20 protein-coding genes, 1 tRNA gene and 1 pseudogene are annotated in these 24,046 nt (G+C 51.9%); 14 read left to right on the top strand and 8 right to left on the bottom strand.

Annotated features, from left to right (window positions below):
* Positions 1-55: 55 nt before the first annotated feature.
* Entirely contained in the window at positions 56-2,518 is a 2,463-nt protein-coding gene (locus ACJU26_RS10670) for a TonB-dependent receptor (RefSeq protein ID WP_414039633.1), read from the bottom strand.
* Between the two features lie 932 nt (positions 2,519-3,450).
* Between ACJU26_RS10670 and ACJU26_RS10665 the strand changes: the two genes are divergently transcribed.
* The 11 genes from ACJU26_RS10665 to ACJU26_RS10615 all read left to right on the top strand — a co-directional run bounded on the left by ACJU26_RS10665 (position 3,451) and on the right by ACJU26_RS10615 (position 16,723).
* On the top strand, positions 3,451-5,097 hold the full coding sequence (locus ACJU26_RS10665) for a peptide ABC transporter substrate-binding protein (RefSeq protein ID WP_414039632.1): 1,647 nt from the start codon (positions 3,451-3,453) through the stop codon (positions 5,095-5,097).
* Positions 5,098-5,136: 39 nt separating this feature from the next.
* Positions 5,137-6,099, top strand: a complete 963-nt coding sequence (locus ACJU26_RS10660) for an ABC transporter permease (protein WP_414039631.1) — start codon at positions 5,137-5,139, stop codon at positions 6,097-6,099.
* Positions 6,092-7,003, top strand: coding sequence for an ABC transporter permease (locus ACJU26_RS10655; protein WP_414039630.1), 912 nt, complete (start codon positions 6,092-6,094; stop codon positions 7,001-7,003). Before ACJU26_RS10660 ends, ACJU26_RS10655 begins: the two co-directional genes overlap by 8 nt.
* Before the next feature lies 1 nt (position 7,004).
* The gene (locus ACJU26_RS10650; protein ID WP_414039629.1) at positions 7,005-7,988 is read left to right on the top strand and encodes an ABC transporter ATP-binding protein; all 984 of its coding nucleotides are present in this window, start codon (positions 7,005-7,007) and stop codon (positions 7,986-7,988) included.
* Complete coding sequence (locus ACJU26_RS10645; protein ID WP_414039628.1) at positions 7,985-8,998, top strand: ABC transporter ATP-binding protein; 1,014 nt, start codon at positions 7,985-7,987, stop codon at positions 8,996-8,998. Before ACJU26_RS10650 ends, ACJU26_RS10645 begins: the two co-directional genes overlap by 4 nt.
* A complete protein-coding gene (locus ACJU26_RS10640) occupies positions 8,985-10,442 on the top strand; it encodes a TldD/PmbA family protein (RefSeq protein ID WP_414039627.1) in 1,458 nt (485 codons plus the stop codon). The genes ACJU26_RS10645 and ACJU26_RS10640 overlap by 14 nt, the downstream gene beginning before the upstream one ends.
* Positions 10,439-11,749: a metallopeptidase TldD-related protein gene (locus ACJU26_RS10635; RefSeq protein WP_414039626.1), complete on the top strand. Its 1,311-nt coding sequence runs from the start codon at positions 10,439-10,441 to the stop codon at positions 11,747-11,749. The genes ACJU26_RS10640 and ACJU26_RS10635 overlap by 4 nt, the downstream gene beginning before the upstream one ends.
* A gap of 82 nt (positions 11,750-11,831) precedes the next feature.
* On the top strand, positions 11,832-13,394 hold the full coding sequence (locus ACJU26_RS10630; RefSeq protein ID WP_414039625.1) for a peptide ABC transporter substrate-binding protein: 1,563 nt from the start codon (positions 11,832-11,834) through the stop codon (positions 13,392-13,394).
* Between the two features lie 100 nt (positions 13,395-13,494).
* Positions 13,495-13,857, top strand: coding sequence for a GNAT family N-acetyltransferase (locus tag ACJU26_RS10625; protein ID WP_414039624.1), 363 nt, complete (start codon positions 13,495-13,497; stop codon positions 13,855-13,857).
* 49 nt (positions 13,858-13,906) lie between these two features.
* Positions 13,907-15,763, top strand: coding sequence for an ABC transporter ATP-binding protein (locus tag ACJU26_RS10620; RefSeq protein ID WP_414039623.1), 1,857 nt, complete (start codon positions 13,907-13,909; stop codon positions 15,761-15,763).
* A 12-nt stretch (positions 15,764-15,775) separates the two neighbouring features.
* Positions 15,776-16,723 carry a DMT family transporter gene (locus ACJU26_RS10615; protein WP_414039622.1) on the top strand — a complete coding sequence of 316 codons (948 nt, stop codon included), beginning with the start codon at positions 15,776-15,778 and terminating at the stop codon, positions 16,721-16,723.
* Here ACJU26_RS10615 and ACJU26_RS10610 read toward each other — a convergent pair.
* The 5 genes from ACJU26_RS10610 to ACJU26_RS10590 all read right to left on the bottom strand — a co-directional run bounded on the left by ACJU26_RS10610 (position 16,685) and on the right by ACJU26_RS10590 (position 21,272).
* A complete protein-coding gene (locus ACJU26_RS10610; RefSeq protein ID WP_414039621.1) occupies positions 16,685-17,359 on the bottom strand; it encodes an HAD family hydrolase in 675 nt (224 codons plus the stop codon). The two genes, ACJU26_RS10615 and ACJU26_RS10610, sit on opposite strands and share 39 nt — an antisense overlap.
* Entirely contained in the window at positions 17,352-18,053 is a 702-nt protein-coding gene (ubiG, locus tag ACJU26_RS10605) for a bifunctional 2-polyprenyl-6-hydroxyphenol methylase/3-demethylubiquinol 3-O-methyltransferase UbiG (protein WP_414039620.1), read from the bottom strand. Before ubiG ends, ACJU26_RS10610 begins: the two co-directional genes overlap by 8 nt.
* Positions 18,050-19,396, bottom strand: coding sequence for a TRZ/ATZ family hydrolase (locus tag ACJU26_RS10600; protein ID WP_414039619.1), 1,347 nt, complete (start codon positions 19,394-19,396; stop codon positions 18,050-18,052). Before ACJU26_RS10600 ends, ubiG begins: the two co-directional genes overlap by 4 nt.
* Positions 19,397-19,502: 106 nt before the next feature.
* A complete protein-coding gene (locus tag ACJU26_RS10595; protein WP_414039618.1) occupies positions 19,503-20,666 on the bottom strand; it encodes a lytic murein transglycosylase in 1,164 nt (387 codons plus the stop codon).
* 42 nt (positions 20,667-20,708) lie between these two features.
* A complete protein-coding gene (locus tag ACJU26_RS10590) occupies positions 20,709-21,272 on the bottom strand; it encodes a C40 family peptidase (RefSeq protein ID WP_414039617.1) in 564 nt (187 codons plus the stop codon).
* A gap of 291 nt (positions 21,273-21,563) precedes the next feature.
* Between ACJU26_RS10590 and ACJU26_RS10585 the strand changes: the two genes are divergently transcribed.
* Positions 21,564-21,638 (top strand) — tRNA-Val (locus tag ACJU26_RS10585).
* Here the strand turns inward: ACJU26_RS10585 and ACJU26_RS10580 are convergent.
* Positions 21,626-21,871, bottom strand: a pseudogene (locus ACJU26_RS10580) (hypothetical protein); the annotation flags it as partial. The gene ACJU26_RS10585 and the pseudogene ACJU26_RS10580 overlap by 13 nt on opposite strands.
* A gap of 17 nt (positions 21,872-21,888) precedes the next feature.
* Positions 21,889-22,248, bottom strand: coding sequence for a winged helix-turn-helix transcriptional regulator (locus ACJU26_RS10575; protein WP_414039616.1), 360 nt, complete (start codon positions 22,246-22,248; stop codon positions 21,889-21,891).
* 92 nt (positions 22,249-22,340) lie between these two features.
* Between ACJU26_RS10575 and ACJU26_RS10570 the strand changes: the two genes are divergently transcribed.
* On the top strand, positions 22,341-23,180 hold the full coding sequence (locus ACJU26_RS10570) for a pirin family protein (RefSeq protein WP_414039615.1): 840 nt from the start codon (positions 22,341-22,343) through the stop codon (positions 23,178-23,180).
* 26 nt (positions 23,181-23,206) lie between these two features.
* Positions 23,207-23,806: an NAD(P)H:quinone oxidoreductase gene (gene wrbA / locus ACJU26_RS10565; RefSeq protein WP_414039614.1), complete on the top strand. Its 600-nt coding sequence runs from the start codon at positions 23,207-23,209 to the stop codon at positions 23,804-23,806.
* Positions 23,807-24,046 lie beyond the last annotated feature (240 nt).

Below are 24,046 nucleotides of genomic sequence, written 5' to 3'. Positions count from 1 at the left end.
AAAGTTGACCCGGGCAAAAACCCGGGCCGTTCTCCAGTAAGGACAAAATTCCGAATTATGAGAAACGTCCGGACAGACCTACCTCAATAAATCTCGGCATGCCGGGATAGGCCTCGGCATATGGCTGACCCACACCAGCAAATGCATATTCCTTATAGGCCTGGTAGTAGTGCAGGTAGTAGTGGTTGTCCAAGAGATTGTCGATGTTCAGACTGACTGTCACTGATGACAGGTGATCCTGGTGAATGGGTACCTTATAACTGGCTTGCAGGTTGGTGAGGAAATAAGGAGCCAGTTTTACGTCGGGGTTAGGTGTGGTCGCATCCTGCAGGAGCGGATTCGATTCGGTCGGGGGGAGGTCGTAGGTGGTCACCTGGGGTCCGGTATAGGACTCGATCAACGCGGCATGGAAGTTATGCCGATGATACCCAATGCGCAAACCCGCCAGCCAGTTGGGAACAGAAGCGAGTGGATCTCCCGCAAATACATAGCCATACTGCCCTTCAAATGGTGTCACGTTGGCCGAGAAACTGTTCATGTATTGCGCATTGGTATAGGAAACATGACCTGACACTGTCCACTCAGGGTTGATTTCGTATTTACCGGCCAATTCAAAACCTTTCATCTGTTCTTCACCTATATTGGCATATTGCGAGAAGCCAGTAAGGTAGTTGGTATAGAACGAAAACATTCCATGCATGTTTTGCAAGTAACCATCAAAATTGAGGTACAAATGTTTGCCCACATAGCGCAAGCCCGCTTCATAAGCATTCACCGTCTCCGGACCTGGAGCAACCGTAGTGCTGCCCGATGGGCCAAGAATATAGTCGTCAACCGGTGCAAAACGGGCACCCTTCCCATAACTGGCATAAGCAATGATCTTGTGCGTAATGTCATAGGATAGTCCAAGATAGGGTAATACCTCCTTATCGTAGTTGGACAAAGTGTAAGGATGGGGAGGGGTACCATAAAGGTTGGCTGGTACGTAATTGCTGGTGCTTACACCAGTCAAGGTTACACCTGGTTCAATGTGTAGCTTGTTGTTGATCAAATTGATTTTATCGGAAACATAACCGCTATATACCGTACGTTGTGCCTTTCCAGCAGGGTCGCCATAGGAGTTGTATCCGTAAATTTCAGGCATATTTAAGGTTCCATAGAAATAGTCTCCGCCGCCTGGCCCGGCCGTTTGCTGCGCTACCAGCCCGCCAATGGTGATGTCATTATGAGGGAGAAAGATGTTGATCTTGGGGGCGATTCCGATGGTATTCGAGCCTCCATAGTTAATCTGTGCTGCTTCCCCGGCATGGTAACTCCCGAATACCGCCACCGGATCATAGGTGTGGGGAATGACGCCCGGTGCGGCGGATGTGGGAGGCAATGGCCCGTATCCGGAGTATGGATTGTTGAAGTTCACCTGGTAAGGATACTCCGGACTAATATATTTGGGATCAAGGTACCCCGCAAGGTAGCTGTGCTTATGAATGAAGAACGCCTTGGCACCAATGACCAGATGACTGTTGATATACGTGCTGTCTCCCAGTATTGCTGTAAGATAGCGGTTTCTCTGGAAAGTGCTGGCCTCGGACAATGGATAATTATAAAAGATACCGTGCTTGTCCAGTTGCGCAACCGCGTTGGGGGCGCTAATGATGTATCCATGGGCGGTATTGTAAATGACTGTGCCGGTTACTTTTGACAAACCATAGTCATAAGGCTTGATGGCGGTAAAGAGAAAGTCGGTGTAGCGGGCCGGTGTGTTTTGGATATAGCCGTTTGTCTGGGTTTGACTCAAGCGGGTATAGATACGAAGGCCATCTGTACCAGGAATCTTTCCAGAGCTGGCATCAAAACCATAGGTATCTGTCGAAAACGATCCCACTTTGGTGAATATGTCAGCATAGCGTTTTTTCGGGGGAGTTTTGGTGGTATACGAAACGGTTCCGCCAACAGTGGCAAAGCCTCCGCGATCGGGCGGAGCGACCCCGGGGTAGACATGAATGCCAGATATCTGGCCGTTACTGATGATGGTGCCAACGTTGTTATTCAGATAGGCTCCTTGCCCTCCAGATAGCAGGTCGGTCATGGGAATGCCATCCAGCGTTTGTGCCAGTTGGGTCATACGCACCCCGCGAACCGTCAAAACAGGGGTTCCAGGGCCAATATTCTGTTGATATTCGTTCACCGACGGCGTTTGCTTCAGCAGACTATAGATGCTCTCTGCGGAGCTGGCGTGTTTGATTTGGGTAGGCCCAATGACGGACATGGCGGAGGCGATATTGCGTTCACCGACCAGTAGCCGCTCGTATTTCTTTTTGATTTCCTTCAGTTTGATGACTTTTTCTGGTTTGGCGCTACTGCTGACAGACGTTGTGTCTGTCGTGGCAGCAACCGCTGCGGAACTCAGGGCGGGATAAAGAGCAAACATCGTGGCTACTAATAACAGTTTGCTGCTTTGTGGCATACAATTAGCGGTATGCTTGGGCTTGCTGTGAAGATTGTTGCGTTTTGAATGCATAGTTTTTCTCCTGTGAATAAGAGTATTCTAAATATTTAACAGCGCCTGGCGAAGTGATGATGTTTTGGCATCCTGAAAAATACAGACTGAAAAGTATAGCAAATGTTGTGCCAATACGACAATAGTTATGGTTTTTTGGTGTCATAGTGGTTATAGCGAATGAATCTCTTTTGCAAATATGTTATAACAAGATGAATGTAAAGGTAAATTTTTATGCATTTATGGTTTTGGGGATGAGGTTGAGTTTGTGCCATGGGTGCTTGCGAGATTCGTCGCGCGATTTTTGTTCTTTATTGGTGCATTTCAGGATCAGTATGCCTTCAATTGGTGCGCCAGTTCTTTATCAAGTGATTATTATTCTCATGCAAAGCGCGATGCATGAATGTTATTCCAGTTTATCTTATTGAATATAAATGGATTATCTTGTACGTCAACGTGTAGCTGACTGGATTTTTCTAAATTTGACAGCTCCTTGTAACGTTTGTTGTCCATACCTGGATTCGATATTGAAAATATACAAGACACTGAAATATAATAAAAAAATCATTGTGGAGTTTCTGTCTGGTTTGGGTAGAGATGGATAAGATGCACTGTAGTGGTGCGATTCTGGAAATTGGGGCAGAATACGAGCCCTGAGCATTGTTCAGGTAGCGGAGCTGCTTCCTCGTATGCTTTGTTTGTAAAAGCCATTTTTTTGTCTATCCCGATGAAAAAAAAGGTTTTATGAGATTTGAGATCAGCGATTATGGATGCATCCCTCATTGAGGGTATAAAATTTGCTATTGAAACTGCTTGGCAAAAGTGATGAACGGAGAGTGGTCCATTGGTCATTTATCAATATTATGAAACAATTTTCTTTTTTATGAAAATGAGTCGGTTGCCGTTCTTGTCCCAGGAAAAACTCACCAGCCGTTGGAAATGAGGACGCCTGCGTGAATTTGACCAGACTTGATCAGATTGTTATGATTTTCATCCTCCTCATTTGGGGAAATGCCGCTCATGCGGATGATGGCCCTAAGATCCAAAATGGGGGTACGGTTGTCACCGTACCCGGGGTAGGATTGGCTCCACCAGCAGCCATGAATGGATTTAATCCTTTTTTGACATCTTCTGCCTACGACGCCGAAGCGGAAGGATTAATGTATCAGCCCTTGTTTTGGGTAAATCGTGATTTCAAGATCAACTTTAAGTTGAGTATTGCCAAGAAAATTGTGGTGGGTCCGCGACACCGAAGTTTTACCGTATATTTGCACAGGCACTGGAAATGGTCTGACGAGGTTAAGGTCACCACCACAGATATCGCATACACCTATCATATGCTCATGAAATTAGGGCCACTATATCCTGGGTGGGATAGTGGCGGTTTCCCTGGAGATATACAGTCTTTTAAAGTCATGGGCCCTTTTGTATTTCGTGTCATCACCAAGCAATCCGTGAATCCCCGATGGTTTGAATTATCCGGATTGTCCTATTTTAACCCTTATCCAGCACATAGTTGGCAACATTACTCTGTCAAGCAGATGAACGACAATATGACCAATCCACGTTTTTACTCGGTGGTGGATGGTCCTTTTCGCTTACAGAGCTTTCATCCTGGACGGTATGCCAGTATGATCCCCAACAAAGCCTATAGTGGCCCGGATAAGCCGCACATCAGCCGCTTGATATTCCGCTTCTTGAACTCCTATGCCAGTGTGTTCTTTGCATTGAAAAGTGGTGCTGTACAACTGGGTAATTTGCCGGCTCCATTATACCCTGCGCGCAAGCAATTAACGAATGATCATTTAACGATTGTTGGCCCAATATGGGGATTTAATTACTTAGGATTCAATTTTTCCAATCCAAAAATTGCTTTTGTCAAAAATCTGTTGGTCCGTCAGGCCATGATGCATGCCGTCAATCAAGATTTGATGATTAATGTCATGAGCTATGGATATGGTGATCGCGCTTACGGACTGGTACCTGGTAACCCACCCGTTTATTTATCACCGGAAGCGAAGGCTTTGCTCAAACATGGGGCGTATGATCCGGAACTGGCTGACAAACTGTTAGATGAAGCAGGATGGTATCGTGGTCCAGACGGTATCCGTGAAAAAAATGGCCAAAAAATGGCTTTTACCATGTATATGCCGCCCTCTATGGTTCGAGGACCAACTTTGTTGGCTACCATGTTTGCGAAAGTTGGGATTCTGGTGCGACTCAGGGAGATGCCCTTTAATGAAGTCTATGCTCAAATGGTTGATCCCCATAGTAAGAAATGGCAGGCTGTTTATTTGGCCTGGTCACAAACAGGGTTTCCCACGGGTGGGTCCATTTTCAAGTGTGGTGGGGTTCAAAACAGTTATCATTATTGCAATCATAGAATGGATGCGCTCATGGCTAAAATTCGTGTTACCCCAGGCCTGAATGCGCTCTATAAATTTCAAAACTACTTTACCGAGCAACAGCCGGTCATTGTACTTCCTAACATGAAAATATTTGTGATGGCCGCTAAAAATATTCATGGGGTCAGCCGTGCCATCACGCCCACTGGTGGTTTTTATCCTCAATACTTATGGGTGAGTCATGCTGAATCATAGTATTTTCCGACCCATAAAAATGTCCAGGAGTATTTTTTGATGCTGCGACGCATGATTTTCAATCGCTTGAGAACCTCCGTATTGTCCCTCATTTTGCTGGTGACCATCGTTTTTTTCCTGATCCACGCGACCCCCGGTGGTCCGGCATACAGTATTCTCGGAATGCATGCGACGCCTGAAGCGGTGGCGGCCTTGAATAAGGAAATGGGTCTCGACCATCCCCTCTGGCAACAATATGCCATCTGGTGGGAACACCTTTTTGAGGGGAATCTGGGGTACTCATACACCCAGCACGCGCCGGTGGCTTCCCTGATGGGATCCTATCTGGCCAATTCCATCATTCTTTATGTGCTGGCGACGATGATCGCCATTTTCTTTTCCGTATTGATTGGCATGTTTCAGGGCTACTGGGCAGAACGCACGCCGGGTGTATTGATAGGGGCCGGGCAGATCATTGTCTATTCCATTCCCACGTTTTTTATTGGCGTCATGCTGATTCTGTTTTTCGCCATTTATGTGAGTTGGTTCCCACCCGGTGGTATCGGCGGCGATCAGAGTGCCGGGGGAGCACTCCACATCGGCAGTTACTTTCACCATATGGTCTTGCCGGCCATCACGATTGCCTTGCCGTTGACGGCCGGTTTGTCCCGTTATTTCGGGCATCAGGCCCGCAGTGAATATCGCTTGGATTATGTGCGCACGGCGCGGGCCAGGGGCGTGCCGTCCCTGCGGATTGCCGTGAATCATGTGCTGCGCAACGCCATCCGTCCCCTCGTCACGGTTATCGGCATGATGATTCCCAGTATTTTTGTGGGCGGGATCCTGACCGAAAGTGTGTTCAATTATCCCGGTCTGGGCTGGCTGTTATGGCGTTCGGCGCTGGAACAGGATTATCCCACCCTATCCGCCATCGTGCTGCTCATCGGCGTGCTGACGATACTTGGCAATCTGGCAGCAGATCTCACCAACAGTATTCTGGATGTACGGGTGCGTTATGAGTAGTAGTCCGACGGATATGAATGTGAATAACAGCCTGGTGGCGCGTCCCATACCGGGCATGTTTACCCGAATTTGGACGGACTCCTTGCGTCATTGGGTGGGGCAGTACAGTCATCCCATGACCTGGACCGGTCTGGGATTGTTTGTTTTTTTGCTCTTGTTTTCCTGGGTTGGCCCGCTACTTTATCCCGCGAGTCCTTTGGCCATTCATGCCCATCACTTGTTGTTGGCCCCTTCCTGGCAATATCCCTTTGGCACCGACAATCTGGGTCGGAACATGCTCGCCCGTATGATGGACGGGGGCAAGGCGACCTTGGAAGTCGGTTTGCTGGGCGCTGTGATTGCCCTGTTTTTGGGGATTTTGTATGGCATGGTCGCCGCCATGAGTCCGCGCTGGCTGGATAAGATATTGATGCGTCTTCTGGATGCATTACTGGCCCTGCCAGGCATCGTATTGATGATTTTTTTCGCGGCGATTATTCCGCTCAACACCCTGAGTCTCATCTTGGTCCTGGGTTGTCTGTCCTGGCCGGGACTGGCCCGCATCGTGCGCAATGAGGCGCTGGCCTATAAAGAAAGGGACTATGTGCTGGCCGCCCGGCAGTTCGGGGCGAGTACCTTGTATATCGCCCGCGTGCATCTGTTGCGATCCATGTTGCCGATTCTGATTGTGAATGCCACCTTTATGGTCGCCGATCTGATACTGGCGCTCTCCGGCCTGTCATTTTTAGGGCTGGGCATTCAGCCTCCCCACGCATCCTGGGGTGGCTTGCTCAATGATGGCCTGCAACTGGTGATCATTGGTCCCTGGTGGTTGATCGTCTTTCCTGGAGTGGCCATTTTTCTGGCCATTGTGGCCATGAATGTGCTGGGTCAAGGACTACTGGCACGTTTGGAGGGCCGTTAACATGGGAGAAGGCGAATCTACAGGCTTGCAGGTGCGGAATCTGAGCGTGACGTTCGGGCGTGGGCGTAAAGCTTTTCAGGTCATTGAGGGGCTCAGTTTTGATGTGGCTGCGGGCGAAACCCTGGGGTTGGTGGGGGAGTCAGGCTCCGGCAAATCCATGACCGCAGCAGCGCTGATGGGCTTGTTACCGTGGGGCGGGCGCGTGAGTAGTGGTTCCGTCCGATTGGGCGAGACAGAAATCACGCGCTTATCCAACGCTGCCTTGCGGACGGCCCGCGGTCGAGAAATCGGGATGATTTTTCAGAATCCTTTATCTTCGCTCAACCCCAGCCTCACGATTGTCCAGCAGATTGCCGAACCCTATCGCTTGTATTGTGGGGCGTCGGTATCGGCTGCCCGCAACCACGCCCTGGAATTACTACAAGAAGTCGGTGTTCCAGATGCCGAAAAGCGTCTGGATGATTACCCCCACCAGTTTTCCGGAGGGATGCGGCAACGCGTGATGATTGCCATGGCACTGGCCTGTAATCCGCGTTTGCTCATTGCCGATGAACCCACCACTGCCCTGGATGTGATCAATCAGGCCCAGATCTTGCGGTTGATCCAGCGCTTACAGAAAGAGCAGGGAATGGCCGTCATTTTTATCACCCATGATCTTTCACTGGTAGCGGAATATGCACACAAGGTGATGGTGCTCTATGCGGGTAAAACGGTAGAACAAGGCTCGGCGGAGGATTTTTTTCAGGCCCCCCGCCATCCTTACAGTCAGGCCCTGTTGAATGCCATTCCTCGGCTCATGAGCACGGGTAAGCGACTCACGGATATCGATGGACTACCGCCCCGGCCCCAGGAGTTTCCCCGGGGCTGTCGTTTTGCGGAGCGTTGCCCGGCCATGACTCCCGAATGTTTGCTGGCGTATCCAGAGCGAAGCGGTACCGATGCCCATCATTTTTTCTGTATTCATCCGGTGGGAGGTGCTGCATGAGCCACTGGCTGGAAGTCAAAAACCTGGATGTGCGTTTTCATCTGGGGGAGGGCGGGTTACTCCGGCAAAGTCAAGGAACCATTCATGCCTTGAGCGACATTCACTTTGGTTTGGAGCAGGGGCAAACCGTCGGACTGATTGGTGAATCGGGTTCCGGAAAGAGTACACTGGGGCGGGCGATTCTGCATTTGGTGCGCCCCAGTGCCGGAGAGGTGTGCCTCAATGGCACGAATCTGACGACGCTCAGTGAAAAAAAGATGCGTCCCTACCGTCAGCAGATGCAGATGGTCTTTCAGGATCCCTTCGATTCCATGAATGCGCGCATGACGGTAGGGCAGATCATCATGGAGCCCTTGCTGCTGCAACGGCTGGGCAACAGCAGTACCCGACGTCACAAGGCCGAAGCACTGCTGGAAAGGATGGGTTTGGACCGACGGGCGATGAATCGTTATCCCGGACAATATTCGGGTGGACAGCGTCAGCGTATCGCCATTGCCCGGGCGTTGAGCACGGAACCACAGCTACTGGTATTGGATGAGCCCACCTCTGGTCTGGATGTTTCGATGCAGGCCCGTATTTTGAATCTGTTACAAGATTTGCAGAAAGAGATGGGGCTGAGTTATGTGTTTATCAGCCACGATCTGGGAGCCGTGTCCTATTTGGCGCAAACCATCATCGTGTTGTATCTGGGGCGCATCGTGGAAGTTGCCCCTACAGCTACCCTCATTGCCAATCCCGCACATCCCTATACCGCATCTTTAATGGATGCGTTACCGCCGATGGTGCGACAAAATAATGCCATGCATTTACCTATGCCCGTGGGTGAGCCGCCTTCACCGGTCAATCCTCCATTGGGTTGTGCCTTTCATACCCGTTGTCCCAAGGCCGAGGCCCGTTGCAGTAGTGAAAGACCTGCGCTCCGACCAATGAGGTCGGGACATCAAGTGGCCTGCCACTTTCCTTTACAAATAGTGGAGCAAGATATGGAGTCCACGCATGTCGGGTCATAGTTTTTCGCGGGCAGAAAATTTGCGGGCGAGTGCCTATCGCGCTGCGGATTTACTGAAGTCATGTGCTTATTGGTCTGTTTTGGTAGAAGATCGCTCGCAATTAAGCGTATCGCTACGCAGAGGCGCCGCTGCTGCTCCTGAGCGTGAAACACTGAAAGCCGCGCTGATTACACTGGGTACGAAGGATAATGTCAGCTATGCCTCAACCACCGATCTTACGGAAGAGGGATTGCGTCGAGCTATCACCAGCGCAAAAAAGCGTGCCGAGCAACTCGCATCCTATCGTCTCATGGATACTGCAAGCTGGCCTCGATCCCATAGCAAAGGGCAATGGCAATCCCCTCAGGGAGAAAACATGTCTTTGCAAGAGCGCTTCGATTATATGCGCGTGCTGGATGCCGCCCTGATGATCGATGAGCGTATCAAAGATCGTCACATTGTCCTGGCGAGTATGGAGAGACAGCGTTTTTTACTACATTGTGCTGGTGCCGAACAGACTCAGGAAACGCGCTTGTGTTTACCTTTTATGGAAGTAACCGCCAGCGACGGTCACGAAGTTCAGTCACGCAGTTATGGCCCTTATGTGCAGGGTGCTGTCAATACCGAAACCATGAACGCATTGGCGTTCACCTCAGAAACGGCAGCCTTGCTCGCCGGTGAAGCTCTGGAACTGTTATCGGCACCAGACTGCCCAACCGGTGTCATGGATATTCTTTTATCCCCTGCACAAATGACCTTGCAAATTCATGAAAGTATCGGTCATCCTTTAGAGTTGGACCGGATTCTTGGTGACGAAAGAAATTATGCAGGTTGGAGTTTTGTGCAACTCTCGGATTTTGGCAAACTTCAATATGGTAGCCCCTTACTGAACGTGTTGTTCGATCCAGGCGAAAAAACTGAGCTTGCCGGATATGCCTATGATGATGAAGGAACTCCGGCTTTGCCGACCTATCTGATCAAAGAGGGCATTTTACAGCGCCCATTGGGTGGAGCGCGCTCTTCTGCGAGGGTGGATATGGAAGCAGTGGCCTGTGCACGTGTCTGTGACCCTCTGCGGCAACCCATCGATCGAATGGCCAATATTAATTTAGAGCCGGGTCAGAGTAGTTTTCAGGGCATGGTGTCCCAGATCGAAAAGGGTATCTGGATGGATGTCAACAGGTCGTGGTCCATCGACCAGCGTCGCGATAAGTTTCAATTTGGCTGTGAATGGGGACGCCTTATTGAAAATGGAGCCGTTGGCGGCTGGGTTAAAAATCCCAACTATCGAGGGCGCACTTTGAATTTTTGGAATTCCTTGGCCGCTGTTGGGAATCGCGAAACCTATCGCGTTTCAGGAACTCCGTATTGTGGAAAAGGTGAACCCAATCAAGCCATCACGGTTGGTCATGCCTCTCCGATTTGCTGGTTTCGTAATATTGAAATCTTTGGCGGTGATGCATGATCGCGAACCTGCATGCCTATATTCAATCCTTGCCAGACTGGCTCAGCAGGATGGTAATCGGCCAAGAGCGTCTCTATGCCAAGGTTTATGGGGAAGAAACTCAATATGCGCGTTTGACTCAGTCTCGGGTGAATCAAAGTGGTGGCATTTTTCAGCAACAAATAACCTTCTATCTTTCTAATGGTCTATCTTTGGTCAGTATGTCCATTGAAGGCGAATTACCTTCGCTGTCACAAGTTGCTGTGATAGTTCAGTCATTACGGGAAGATTTAAATTATGTCCCTCGGGATCCCTGGCTGAACTTAAACGAAACTCCTGAGCAAAAAGCAACTGGAGATGCTCAAGTTCCTCAGTATTTTGAAGCACTGGTGAACAGTCTCTGTGTATCGGCTGGGAATGAGGATCTGGTTGGCCTGGTTTTGAGTGGTCCGCAAATAATGGCTGTTTGTAGTAGCCTTGGCCATCGTCTAATCCACCGAGCTGGTGGAGTCAGTATTGATCTGAGCTTTTTTGATACTGATCATAATGCTGTAAAGCGGATCCGCCGGAATCCCGGCTTGGCCGATATTCCTTCCTTGTTGACCGGGATGTCGCAGGAATTGAAGGTACTGCAACGGCCGTCCGTGTCTCCTAAACCTGGTATGTATCGGGCCTGGTTGTCTGCAGAAGCTTTGGGAGAATTGCTCGGCACGATCAGTTGGGAGGGCTTCTCTGTGGATTCTGTGCAGAGTGGAAGTAGTCCTCTTAATAAACTTTATAGAGGCGATAAACAACTCTCGTCGCAGATTTTTTTGTATGAAAATCGAGCAATGGGAGCTGTACCTTTATTTACCGATGAAGGTTTTTTATTGCCTGCTGAGGTGCCACTGATTCAAGGTGGAAAAGCCATTAACCCTTTGAGTGGACCACGTTCTGCCAAGGAGTTTGGCGTACCTATTAACAGTGATGACGGATCTCCATCGGCACTCTACCTTCAAGGTGGAGATTTGCCTGATACCGAAGTGCTACAAAAAATTGGCAAGGGTCTTTATATTGGAAGACTGTGGTATACGAATATTTCTGATCCAGGGAGTTGTCGTCTCACCGCCATGACACGATATGACTGCTTTTGGGTGGAAGATGGTGTTTTGGTTGGTCCTCTTTCTCCAGTACGGATGGACTCCAGTCTTTATGACTTACTAGGTGCAAACCTCGAAGCACTTGGAAAGAATGTGCATCAGATCCCGGTAACCCAGAGTTATGGGCGGCGGTCATGGGGTGCTTCGTGCGTTCCTGGCGTATTAACCGCTTTAAAAATAACGCTATAGGCTGTCAATAAATATGATTCGACGTTTCCGAGTATTAGCGACTGTCATCGGATGTATATTATGCAGCTATAGTCCGATCAGCGTGGCATTGGCTGTCACCACATCAATGACGACGGTGACTTCTGTGGGTTTATCACCACCCATGAATGTGAATTCTCTATTGCCTGTGGTCAACAATGATTCCAGCGCCAATAGTCAGATCATCACCTTGATGTTTAGGCCACTGTTATGGATTGGTACCAATCTAAAAATCAATTGGCAGCAATCTATTGCTAAAAGCATTACGGTTTCGCCAAATGGAAGACGGTATATTATTCATCTCAAGCCGTGGCGCTGGTCAGATGGAAGACCAGTGACTGCCCAAGATACACTGGCTTGTCTCAGAATGATCCAGGAATATGGGTCCAGATACCCCAATGCGGGTATGGGCGGAATGCCTGGATTGATCAAGAAGGCGATTGTTATGGACCCACAAACCCTGAAAGTCACCCTGAAACGCGCAGTGAACCCCATCTGGTTTGAACTGAATGGTTTGTCTCAGTTATTTCCCGTGCCTTTTTGGCGGTGGAAACACTATAGTATGAATGAACTCTATAAATTGCAGGATAATCCCGGTCTGGTCTCTGTAGTAGATGGTCCCTACAAGCTCGAACACTTCACTCAGGGTCGAGGGATAAGTTTTGTGCGCAACTCCTCATACTCAGGAAAACCAGCGGCATTGAAATATTTGCACTTTAAAATGTATACCTCGGATGCCAGTGCATTCTGGGCGCTCAAGACCGGGGTTCTTCAGGCTGGGATGATCCCGCACTATTTGTTTGATGCACGTTGGATGGTCAAGGGTTTGCAAACCTGTATCAGCAATGGAGGATATGGTTTTAACTATGTGACCTTGAATTTTACCAATCCGAAAGTGGCTTTTTTTCGGGAGGTGAAGGTTCGAGAAGCGCTTGCCCTTGCGGTTAACCAAAGGCAAATCATTCAAACAGCTTTTCATGGGTTGGGTGTGCCGAGTTTCAATCCCGTACCAACCACACCAGACACCTATCTTTCACCCGAAATGAAACAACTCGTGGCAGATCCAGCCCTTGCCTACAATCCTTCCGCAGCGAAAAAATTACTGGATGATGCAGGGTGGAAACCGGGACCAGAAGGCATTAGGATTCACGGTCGGCAACGGCTGCAGTTCACCATGATGGTTCCGGACACTAGTCAGACATTGATTGCAGTGGCTGAATTGCTCAAAGCAGATTGGCAGACCATTGGTGTGGATATGCGCTTGCGCGTGTTACCTTTCAATCTTGAACTTGCGAAATTGCATCCGCATGGAAAGTGGGAAGCATCCATGATTGTCTGGTCCTATAATCCTGACTTCTACCCTAGTGGAGATGGTCTATTTAATACTGATGGTGGCGCTAACTACGGGCAATACAGCAGCTCCAAGATGGATACGCTGATTCGTGAAAGCACTCAAAATAAAGGTATTAAATATCTCTATGAGTACGAAGACTACGCCTACGAACAACAACCGGTAATTTTTTTACCTTATCCTGAATATATTGTGAAATATGCTCAAGATATAACGCACGCACAGTTGATGGAAGGTGTCTACTCCGTTGATTGTAAGCCTAATCCTTTGCACTGAATTGTTTTCTTCAAATTTAGGCGTCATGTGAAAAAGGAAATTCAGGTTTATCTTGCAGATTTTCTACACGAACGCCAAATTATTGAACAGATTCGCATGAATGTATTTGTTCAAGAGCAAGGTGTGCCAGAATCTCTGGAAATGGATGATAGAGACAGATACTGTCAGCATTTCTTGGCAGTTCATGATGGTGTGGCTTGTGGGTACTGCACGACTGGATCCTGGTTTGAATGGCAAAGTAGGTCGTTTGGCAGTACTCTATCCATATAGGCGTAAGGGTGTTGGGAGGCGTTTGATGTCATTTTTGCATCAAAGCGCATGGGATATGGGTTTATCGGAAGTCTGGTGTCATGCCCAGCTTTCAGCGCAAGGTTTTTATACCCAGTTGGGTTATACTAAGGAGGGTGCGGTCTTCCAAGAGGCCGGAATTGATCATATTACTATGCGCTGTGTTCGGAATTGATTTTTTAAACTTTATATTTTTATATTTTTTAAATGGGTGGGTGGGTAGAATGTATAAGACTTTCGAGAATATGATTGATATATTCCGAGATCATGAAACACATGAAATTATTGATCATACTGATCGCTCTTCGGTGTGGAATTTTTATTGGAATTATATATCTCAAGTAAAAGGATCTATGGTTTTGCTTTTTTTTGCAGGCTTTGTAACCGCTATTGTAGATCTTTCTATTCCTGTTTTTATTGGTAAGATAACTGGTTATGTGGCTCATGCGAAGTCTGATGCCTTGCCTGCAAGCGAGCTACATAGCATATTGCTCATGGCTTTGGTCATCATCGTACTCCGTCCACTTATTCATTTCTTTCATGATTTGGTAACCAATCAGGCAATTGCTGCGAATTTTACCAATTTGATTCGTTGGCAGAATCATCGAGGCCTCATCCGTCAGGGCTGGAGTTTTTTTCAGAATGATTTTGCCGGACGTATCGCCAATCGAGTAATGCAAACGGGACCTTCCCTAAGAGAAAGTACAGTAGCCACGCTGACAGCAGTCTGGTATCTGCTAACTTATGGCATCAGCTCAATCATTATCCTCGCTCAGCAAAGTTGGGCGCTTTCTGCACCAGTTTTTATGTGGTTTTTTCTTTATGGACTCTTGATGTGGTTTTTTATCCCTCGCTTGACACAGCGTTCTAACTTACTTTCCAAGGCTCGCTCAGGTCTGACCGGAGCTATTGTGGATAGTTATACCAATATTCACACGGTTAAATTATTTGCCAAATCAGAAGACGAAGATCAATTTGTCCGAGACGCCCTAAGCAAGCATACCTCAGCGTTCCGTGCATCGTTGCGTATGGTCACTACCTGGATGACTTCCTTGACCATGCTGAATGCGTTGCTGCTCAGTGGTACCACCGGTGTAGGACTTTGGTTGTGGCATGATGGCATGATCTCAGTGGGGATTTTGGTTACTGCTGTGCCACTGGTTTGGCAGATCGCGAATATGTCGGGGTGGGTCGCGAATAATCTCTCGGCAATATTCGAGAATATTGGAACTGTTCAGGATGGTATGCGCTCCGTTGACCGTCCCCGCTTGATGGGCGATGCAGAAATGGCCAAACCCTTTATATTCAAAGCAGGTCAAATTGATTTTGACAATGTGTCATTTAGCTACCACCAGCAGGATGGAACCGTTGACGAGATCAAACATATTGATGATGTTTCGATTCATATCGCTCCGGGAGAAAGAGTGGCCATTGTGGGTCCTTCTGGATCAGGAAAATCTACGCTGGTCAGCTTGTTGTTGCGTTTTTTCGATGTAAATCAGGGGCATATTCTTATTGATGGTCAAGATGTCAGGGGTTTGCAGCAAGAAAGTTTTCGTCAGTATATCGGCGTAGTTTCTCAAGACACTTCCTTATTACATCGATCCATTTTCGATAATGTCAGGTATGGGCGGCAAAGTGCTACCCGGGAAGAAGTGAAAGCGGCTTTGCGTAAAGCCCGTGCAGACTCTTTTGTTATGGATTTAGTGGATTCTTACGGTAGAACCGGCCTGGACGCCCAGGTAGGTGAGCGTGGTATCAAGCTTTCTGGAGGACAGAGACAACGTATTGCGATTGCCCGCGTATTTCTCAAGAATGCCCCTATATTGATTCTCGATGAAGCTACATCCGCCTTGGATTCTGTGACAGAACAGGAGATTCAAAGTGAACTGGATGCGTTGATGGCCGGGCGTACAGTGATTTCCATTGCCCATCGTATTTCTACGATTGCTCACTTTGATCGTATTATTGTCATGGCTAATGGCCAGATTACTGAAATGGGTAATCATCAGCAGTTATTACAGGCTAAAGGACATTATGCAGAGTTATGGACGCGACAAAGTAAACCGATGAATCGTTGATATGGTACATGCATGGTTTGTTCAGAGGATCCTGTCCTGATTAATATCATTACATCACGACATCAGCATAGTCTACCCGTCATGGCCTTGCTGCTGGGTTCCAGTCTCTGGGGCGTTTTGTGGCTGCCTTTGCGCTATTTTAATCAGGCAGGCCTGCATGGTGCCTGGCTGATTCTGGTGACCTATCTGCTGCTGGCCCTGCCAGCGGGATGGTGGTCCTGGAGGCGACGAAGAGAGTTGCATGGACATCATTGGACGCTGCTGGGGCTCCTGGTTTTTGGCGGATGGACCAATGTGGCCTTCATGATGTCATTGGTCCATGGCGAAGTGGTACGGATGCTTTTGCTGTTCTATCTATCTCCGGTTTGGGCGATTTTTGCGGCGCGGATTTTTTTACGGGAAGCGGTAGGATGGCGAGGTGCCATGGCGGCACTGCTGGCGGTGGGTGGATCGGCGCTGGTGGTCAGCCATGGACAAGGATTTTCCCTGGATGATCTGAGCAGCAATGATCTCTTGTCAATTTCCTCGGGCCTCGCTTTTGCCCTCAGTAATGTAGTGCTGCGTGCGGACGAGGCTCTGGGGGATGTGCATCGTGCCACTTCCGTATGGTGGGGCTGTGTGCTCCTGGCTCTGCCTTTTGCCTGGTTCCAGTCCTGGCCGACGCTGTCTCCGGCGCATTATGTTGACTTGCTGGGCTTTTCCTGGTTCTGGATTGCTGGGGCAACCCTGGCTGTTCAGTATGGAGTGGCCAGAATGCCCGTGAGCGTTTCCGCCGTGATCATGCCTTTTGAGGTGATTGTCGGTGCGCTTTCTGCCTGGTGGCTGGCGGGAGAAAATCCAGGTTTTCTGGAACTGCTGGGCGGAATTTTGATTCTTTCTGCTGCCTTGCTGCAAATCACCCGCAGCCAGCAGCATCCCGTTTCATTGGGTGGCGTGGAAATGGAAAAGGGCGAGTTCTAGTGATTCGCTGCGGGCAATGATCTGGTCGGCACCCCAGTTTTCCAGAAGATCACCGGCTTCCACATAGCCCCAGCCCGCTGCCCAGCATTGGGTGCCCGCCGTACGGCCAGCGAGGATATCGCGATGATCATCACCAATCATGATGCTTTGCCGCGATTCGACACCCAGTTGTCGTAAGGCATGAAGAACTGGCAAGGGATCTGGCTTGGCGCGAGCTGTACTATCCCCACTGACCACCACGCCGGGAGAAACCGGCAAGGATAATGCCGCGAGCAGGGGAGTGGTCAGGAAACCCGGCTTGTTGGTCACGATCCCCCAGGGGATTTCTTGGTTTTCCAGCCAACGCAAAACCTGCGTCATGCCCGGAAACAAGGTGCTGTGCTGGCATATTTTAGACCTATATTGCTCCAGAAAAGCGTCGCGCATGGACGGGAAAGCCGCATCTTCCGGTTGCAGGCCAAAAGCCACGCGTAACAGCCCCCTGGCGCCCTGTGAAGCTACCGGACGCAAGGCACTGAGGGGCAGAGTAGAAAGTCCCTGCTGCGCGCGCAGATGGTTGGCGGCGGCTGCCAGATCGGGAGCGGTATCTACCAAGGTACCGTCCAGATCAAAGAGCACTGCGCCCCCCTTAGTCATCCTGTTTGCGGGTGTGCACCAGGTAATTGACGGTCACGTCATCATTGAGGCGGGCTTGATGGCGGATGGGGTCATAATGCATCCCTTTGAGGGCGAGGGTCTGCAAATCTGCCTTGCGTGTCATGGCAATGAGCTCGCTGGGACGGATGAACTTCTGGTAATCGTGGGTGCCGCGCGGCAGAAGACCCAAAACATACTCAGCGCCCAGAATCGCCAGAAGATAACTCTTGGGATGGCGGTTGAGGGTCGCAAAAAACGCTTCGCCGCCAGGCTTCAGCAATCGCGAGCAGGCGGCGACAATGCCGGCGGGATCGGGAACATGCTCCAGCATTTCCATGCAGGTGACGACATCGTAGGATTGTGGCTGTTCTTCGGCCAGATCCTCGACAGCCACTTTGCGGTACTGAATGGTTAGATGACCGATCTGCGCATGGGCCTGGGCCGCTTCGATGCCATCTGCTGCCAGGTCAATGCCCGTCACTATCCCACCCTGACGGGCCATGGCTTCCGCCAGCAGTCCGCCACCCGTACCCACATCGAGAATGCGTTTGCCGCGCAGTCCCTGGCAGCCATTGGCAATAAAATCAACCCGCAAGGGATTGATTTCGTGCAGCGTCCGGAAAGGTCCGTGGGGATCCCACCAGGTACTGGCGAGTGCATCGAATTTGCTGACTTCGGCTTGGTCCATATTCATGGGTTCTGATCCCTCTCGCGAATGCGCTTTACCCAATTCTGGGCACGGCTGAATAATACCGATGCATCCCAGTCCATAGCCAGCCCCTGGCAGATGCGGATTTTACCTTCTACCCAGACATGGGTGACCTGGTCGCGTCCGGCACAATAGACCACTTGGGACACCGGATCGTACACGGGGAAGGTCGCAGGATGATCGAGGGAAATGGCGATGCAATCGGCAGCCTTGCCAATTTCCAGACTGCCGGTCAGGTCTCCCCAGCCGATGGCTTCCGCACCATCCAGGGTGGCGGCTTCCAGGGCTTCCCAGGCAGGAAAAGCGGTTGGGTCGTTACTGATGCCTTTGGCGAGCAGGGCTGCCGTGCGCATCTCACCGAGCATGTCGAGATCATTATTGCTGGCCGCGCCGTCCGTACCAATGGCAAGGCCAATGCCTTGCTGGCGAATCCGGACTATGGGTGCAATACCCGAGCCCAGCTTGAGGTTGGATTCCGGGCAGTGGGCAATATGCAGTCCGCTATCCCGGCAGATGCGGAGGTCATCCGCATCCAATTGGGTCATGTGTACGGCCAGAAAACGTGGGTTGAGAAGGCCCAATGCTGCGAGGCGGGCCAGCGGGCGTTGCCCGTGCAGGGCGAGGGCTTCTTCCACTTCGTGGGCGGTCTCGTGGACGTGCATGTGAATGGGTAGTTGCTCGGCCTCTGCCAGTTCCCGGGTACCGCGCAAGCCCGCATCGGCGACTGTGTAGGGCGCATGGGGCGCCAGACTTTGCCGAATCAGCGGCAGCTTGCGCAGACGCGGGAGGAGATCAGCGGCGGCCTGCAGACAGGCGTCGGCATTGGCCGCATAGGCCGTAGGAAAATCCATGATGACATGGCCGATATGTGCCCGCATGCCCATGTCTTGCGCGCTGAGAGCCGCTGCTTCCGGAAAAAAATACATGTCGTTGAAGGTGGTGGTACCGCCGCGCAGCATTTCGGCAATGGCCAGTTCCGTGCCCGTGCGGACAAATTCCGGGCTGACAAAGCGTCCTTCCACCGGCCAGATGTGTTCGTTCAGCCAGGTCAGCAGGGGCAGGTCATCGGCAAGACCGCGCATCAGAGTCATGGCTGCATGGGTATGGGCATTGACGAAACCGGGCATCAGGACATGCTGATCCAGCGTTGTGCTCTCGGCTGCGCTGTAGTTGTCCAAAATCTCGTCGCGCGGGCCAATGGCAACAATGCGCCCCTGGGCAATGGCCAGAGCATGATGGTGCAGAACTGTGCGGGGACGGACAGGAATGATCCAACGGGCGCTGATAATCTGGTCGACGCGAGTTTTTGCAGCGGGTTGTATGGGCACACCGGGCCTCATGGCAAGGTATCAGGAGAGCCTCATCTTAGCACAGAGGCGATGATCCGAGACAATGTGCCGAGACCATCGCCCTCTGGTGCAACACGGCAAGTAATCAGCCGTTCAGGGCGTGTTGAATGGCCTGGGCATAAGCCCACACAGTCGCAGAATAATAGACGCTGGGATTATAGCCCATGATGGCGTAGAAATTGGGATAGGCAATAAACAAGGTCGGTCCCTCGGCGGTTTGCAGGCGGAGCAGGCCGACGGGGGTGTCAGCCGGTAAACCCGATGGCGCTTCGGGCCGAATTCCGGCGGCCAGTAATTGTCCCAGAGGATGCTTGCCGTGCAGGAAGAAGTCTGTGTTTCCCCCAGCGGTGCCGGCCACTCGCCCCATCACCGGTTGACCGGGTTGCCAACCGTGGGCCAGGAAAAAGTTGGCGGTGGAAGCCAGCACATCGGCCGGAGAAGTCCAGAGATTGGGGAGCGGGCCGCCGGGGGGATCATTCCAGACTATGCCGTAGCGCAAGTAACTGCTGGCCAGGAATTGCGACATGCCCATGGCACCCGCCTCGGAGCCCGTCAAGCTCGCCGGTGAAACCCCCAGTTTTTGGGCGAGTTTCAGGGTTTCTGCGGTTTCGTGCAGAAAAAAGCGACGCCGACCCGGCAAGGCCAAAGCCAGACTGAGATTGCTGTTCAGCACCGAAAAATTGCCCATGAACGAACCAAAACCTGTTTCGATATTGAGAATCCCCATCAGGATGGATCCCGGAACCCCGTATTTCTGACTGACCTCTTCAAGCAGGGTGCGATGGGCGTTCCAAAACTGTAACCCGCGCTGAATGCGGTCGGGATGGAGAAATTGATCTCGATAACGCCACCAGGGATAGGGGACGACGGGTTTATTGCTGGGCGGCGGCGGTGTCATCAGTGCCACTGCGCGCGCGTTGAAACGGGCATTTTGCAGGGAGGGAATGACATAACTGGCGGGCAGGCCGTCCCTTACCTGCAGGTGGCAGGCAATCTCCCGGAGTTGCCGCTGATATTGCTGGGGAAAGTTGGGAAAATAAACGGCTCGGACACAGGATTCGAGAGCCGTTGGTGGCAAGGTTTGCTGTGCAGCAGGTTCCGTTGGAGCCTGGGTGCGGGGCATGGGGACTGCTGCAGGCAGACTGGCAGGGGCCGGAGAGGGGCTGCCGACCTCGGTCGCACATGCGGAAAGCAGGGTGGCGGTGATGCTGATACTCAGCAGGGTTCTGATGAGGATTTTCGGGGGCATGTGCGCAGTCTTCCGTCAAAAATCAGTAAGCTTCGGGATGATTTATTCATCACGCATGGCCAGTAATTCTCTGGGCATGGGTCGGCGCACCCCATCCAGACGTTCCGCCCAATAAGGAATTTGCAGACTTTGTACGGCGACTCCCTGGCGTCGATTCAGGGCACTGACGAATTGCTGTCCGCCGATATAAATACCCACATGGGAAAATGGCTGTCCCATGGTGTTGAAAAACACCAGATCGCCGGGGCGGATGCGGCTCAAGGGAACGGCGGGTAGGGCGGCCGCCTGGGCAAAGGAGGTTCTGGGAATGTCTACACCGGACTGTTCCAGTACATATTGAATGAGGCCGCTGCAGTCGAAACCGGTTTGTGGTGATTCACCACCCCAACGATAAGCCTTGCCAATTTCAGAAATGGCATGTACCAGGACGGCGTCCAGGGTGGTGGCTTCGGCACGCCGGGAATAGCCTGAATTTTGCGCCGGGGGCGGGTATGGAGCGGAAGGCGGGAGGGCGGTACTGGGTGCCATGCTGGCGCAGCCGTTCAAAGTCAAAGCCCCTAATAGAAGCGCGATCCCGCCCAACTGGAGGGGATTTTTAGCGAACATAAAGTACTGCCTTGACATAGGCGTCTTCCTCATTCTTTTTTCTAAGAAAAGTAAATAGCCTAATTATCGGGATTTGGCAAGTGAGGTTGTTGGAGTTGCTTGGGGACTGCGTTGCTTGACCTGAGAGGTCTTGGTTGGTATTTTACCGATTCCTTGGATGGAACATCCAAGGGTGGTTGGCTCGGTGGAAGAGCGCCTCTTCACATGGTAATGCTTATTACTTGCTAATCAAAGTGTTATAAAGGCCGGTGCAGATGCTGGTGCAGTATCGGCCACTGGTGCATAAAAAATGGGTCGTTAGCTCAGGGGTAGAGCGCCGTCTTCACACGGCGGAAGTCAGTGGTTCGAGACCACTACGACCCACCATTTCGGGGCCGTCTGGATACGGTCGAAAATGCTTTTTCCAAGGCTTTCGCGCTGGGTTTGCCCTTGCAGGTGGCATAACCTGCGATGGTTTCTGCCAAGCCGTCCTCTGCACTCGGCTGCACCGTGACGCGGCTGCTAGGTTCCACGGCGAACTCCGGCCAATGGGTCAAAAGCTCCTTGTGAAAACCCGGGTGATGGAAGCCGATGCGGTTTTGCTGCCATCGTTGTAGCCAGTCAGTGCTTTGTGTCTTTAGCCATTTGCGCCGCTGCTATCGCTTTTAGGGGCATCCTCGGCAGCCCATTCACGAGCCAGGGCATTGAGGCCATCCAGGATACTGCCCAGTTGCCGGCCTCTTTCCGTAAGGCCGTAACTCACTTCGGGGGGGACTGTGGGACGATAATCGCGGTAGAGGATTCCCGCCTCTTCCAGCAAGCGCAGGCGCTGGGTCAGGACCCGCGCCGAAATCTGTCCCAGCTGCCGTAGCAAGGCCCCAAAACGCAAGGCTCCCTGAGTGCGGAGCACCCATAGGATCTGGGTAGTCCAGGGCCCCATGAGCAGGCGTAGCAAGGCATCCATGGGGCAGGGATTTTCTTCTCGGGTCTTTCTCATGGTTACTAATCGGTACCTACTTTTATCAAACAAGTAAAGGTCATACTATGGGAAAAACCGGGGTAATCCAAGCACGCCCCAAGGAGCGAGCCATGAAAGAAAATTCTCTGCGTGCCATCGAACGTCTCGTCAGCGGCCGCCCTACCAGTGACGGTGCAGGTGTCCGCCTGACCCGACTTTTTGAGCGGGATCTGCAACGCCGCCTCGATCCATTTCTGATGCTGGACTTTTTTGGCAGTGAAACGCCGGACGATTACCTCGCCGGGTTTCCCGACCATCCGCACCGCGGTTTCGAGACCATCACCTACATGCTGGAAGGCCGCATGCGCCACCGGGACAGCGCCGGCCATGAAGGCCTCTTGGAAACGGGCGGGATGCAATGGATGATCGCCGGGAGAGGCGTCATTCACTCGGAATTACCCGAACAGAACGAAGGGCGCATGGCCGGCTTTCAGCTCTGGCTGAATCTGCCTGCGGCCGACAAGCTCTGTGCGCCCTGGTATCGGGATTTTCCGGCGGAAGAATTGCCACGCTTCACTTTGGCCAACGGCATCACCGGCATCGTCCTGGCCGGGAAAAGTCAGGGCGTTATCGGTGCGGTGCAACGACCCATCACCGAGCCCCTGATCCTGGACCTGCACCTGCCCGCCGGGGCACGTTTCGAGCAAGAAATCCCCGCCGATCGCCATGCCTTCCTGGTCCCCTATACCGGTGAGGTCCAGGTCCTGGGGCAGTCCGTCTCGGCAGCGCAGCTGGGCATACTCGGGCCAGGGGAAGCCGTCGAGCTGCAGGGCACCGAAGCCAGCCGGGTTTTGCTGGTGGCGGGCCAGGCGCTGGACGAGCCCATCGTCCAGTACGGGCCTTTCGTGATGAACGACGAGCCGGGTATCCGGACGGCCATGGAAGATTTTCGCGCAGGCCGTCTGGCCTGAGTTTTTTCATCCACAAGGAGGCGAATATGAGCAAGATCCTGGTGCTGTATCATAGTTTATGGGGCCACGTGGAAAGTCTGGCCGAGGCCGAGGCCGAAGGGGCCCGGTCCGTGGCCGGCGTGGAGGTGGTCATCAAGCGGGTTCCGGAAACCATAGAGGCGGAGAAGCAGGCCGCCATCCACGTCAAGGCCCAGGCGGCGCCCGAGGCAGACCCCGACGAACTGGGGGATTACGATGCCATCATCTTTGGCACTCCCACCCGCTTTGGCAACATGAGCGGGCAGATGCGCAATTTTCTGGACCGCACGGGCGCGCTCTGGCAGAAGGGCGCCCTGGTGGGCAAGGTCGGCAGCGTCTTCGTCAGCACCGCCACCCAGCATGGGGGCCAGGAAAGCACCATCCTGAGCTTTCATCCCTTCCTGTTCCATCAGGGGATGGTGGTCGTCGGCGTCCCCTATAGTTGCCGGGAGCTCAGCAATATGAGCGAAATCACCGGCGGCGGCCCCTACGGTGCCGGCACCCTGGCCAAGAGCGACGGCAGCCGCCAGCCCTCGGCCAACGAGTTGGCCATCGCCCGCTTCCAGGGAAGACACGTCGCGGAAATCACGCACCGGCTTTTCGGTTGAACCGGCCCAAATCCTGGGGCGGACACTCTCCGGTTTCGTGGCGGGTACCTGCATCGAAGGGATCCGTCAGTGGTGGTAAGCGGATCGTTCGCGAATGATCGCAGAGGTAGTCCGCCATCCCAGTTTGGCCGCCACGAGCGGTGACACAGGCAGCAGGTATTCCCATGGAATCCTAACCGGCTGAAAGATAAAGATTTCATGGGTATTCAAGAGCCTTCACACGGCAGGGGCCACCGGTTC

The organism is Acidithiobacillus sp. M4-SHS-6 (assembly GCF_047421495.1).
Taxonomy (GTDB): domain Bacteria; phylum Pseudomonadota; class Gammaproteobacteria; order Acidithiobacillales; family Acidithiobacillaceae; genus Acidithiobacillus.
Note: the sequence above shows the minus strand (reverse complement) of the source record. Positions and strands in the feature narration are given on the sequence as shown.

Coding starts and splice junctions, on each gene's coding strand:
- ACJU26_RS10650 (WP_414039629.1), top strand. CDS start 7,005: ATGGGAGAAGGCGAATCTACAGGCTTGCAGGTGCGGAATCTGAGCGTG.
- ACJU26_RS10660 (WP_414039631.1), top strand. CDS start 5,137: ATGCTGCGACGCATGATTTTCAATCGCTTGAGAACCTCCGTATTGTCC.
- ACJU26_RS10590 (WP_414039617.1), bottom strand. CDS start 21,272: ATGTTCGCTAAAAATCCCCTCCAGTTGGGCGGGATCGCGCTTCTATTA.
- ACJU26_RS10610 (WP_414039621.1), bottom strand. CDS start 17,359: ATGACTAAGGGGGGCGCAGTGCTCTTTGATCTGGACGGTACCTTGGTA.
- ACJU26_RS10635 (WP_414039626.1), top strand. CDS start 10,439: ATGATCGCGAACCTGCATGCCTATATTCAATCCTTGCCAGACTGGCTC.
- ACJU26_RS10570 (WP_414039615.1), top strand. CDS start 22,341: ATGAAAGAAAATTCTCTGCGTGCCATCGAACGTCTCGTCAGCGGCCGC.
- ACJU26_RS10615 (WP_414039622.1), top strand. CDS start 15,776: ATGGTTTGTTCAGAGGATCCTGTCCTGATTAATATCATTACATCACGA.
- ACJU26_RS10645 (WP_414039628.1), top strand. CDS start 7,985: ATGAGCCACTGGCTGGAAGTCAAAAACCTGGATGTGCGTTTTCATCTG.
- ACJU26_RS10670 (WP_414039633.1), bottom strand. CDS start 2,518: ATGCATTCAAAACGCAACAATCTTCACAGCAAGCCCAAGCATACCGCT.
- ACJU26_RS10595 (WP_414039618.1), bottom strand. CDS start 20,666: ATGCCCCCGAAAATCCTCATCAGAACCCTGCTGAGTATCAGCATCACC.
- ACJU26_RS10620 (WP_414039623.1), top strand. CDS start 13,907: ATGTATAAGACTTTCGAGAATATGATTGATATATTCCGAGATCATGAA.
- ACJU26_RS10575 (WP_414039616.1), bottom strand. CDS start 22,248: ATGAGAAAGACCCGAGAAGAAAATCCCTGCCCCATGGATGCCTTGCTA.
- wrbA (WP_414039614.1), top strand. CDS start 23,207: ATGAGCAAGATCCTGGTGCTGTATCATAGTTTATGGGGCCACGTGGAA.
- ACJU26_RS10640 (WP_414039627.1), top strand. CDS start 8,985: ATGTCGGGTCATAGTTTTTCGCGGGCAGAAAATTTGCGGGCGAGTGCC.
- ACJU26_RS10625 (WP_414039624.1), top strand. CDS start 13,495: ATGTATTTGTTCAAGAGCAAGGTGTGCCAGAATCTCTGGAAATGGATG.
- ACJU26_RS10655 (WP_414039630.1), top strand. CDS start 6,092: ATGAGTAGTAGTCCGACGGATATGAATGTGAATAACAGCCTGGTGGCG.
- ubiG (WP_414039620.1), bottom strand. CDS start 18,053: ATGAATATGGACCAAGCCGAAGTCAGCAAATTCGATGCACTCGCCAGT.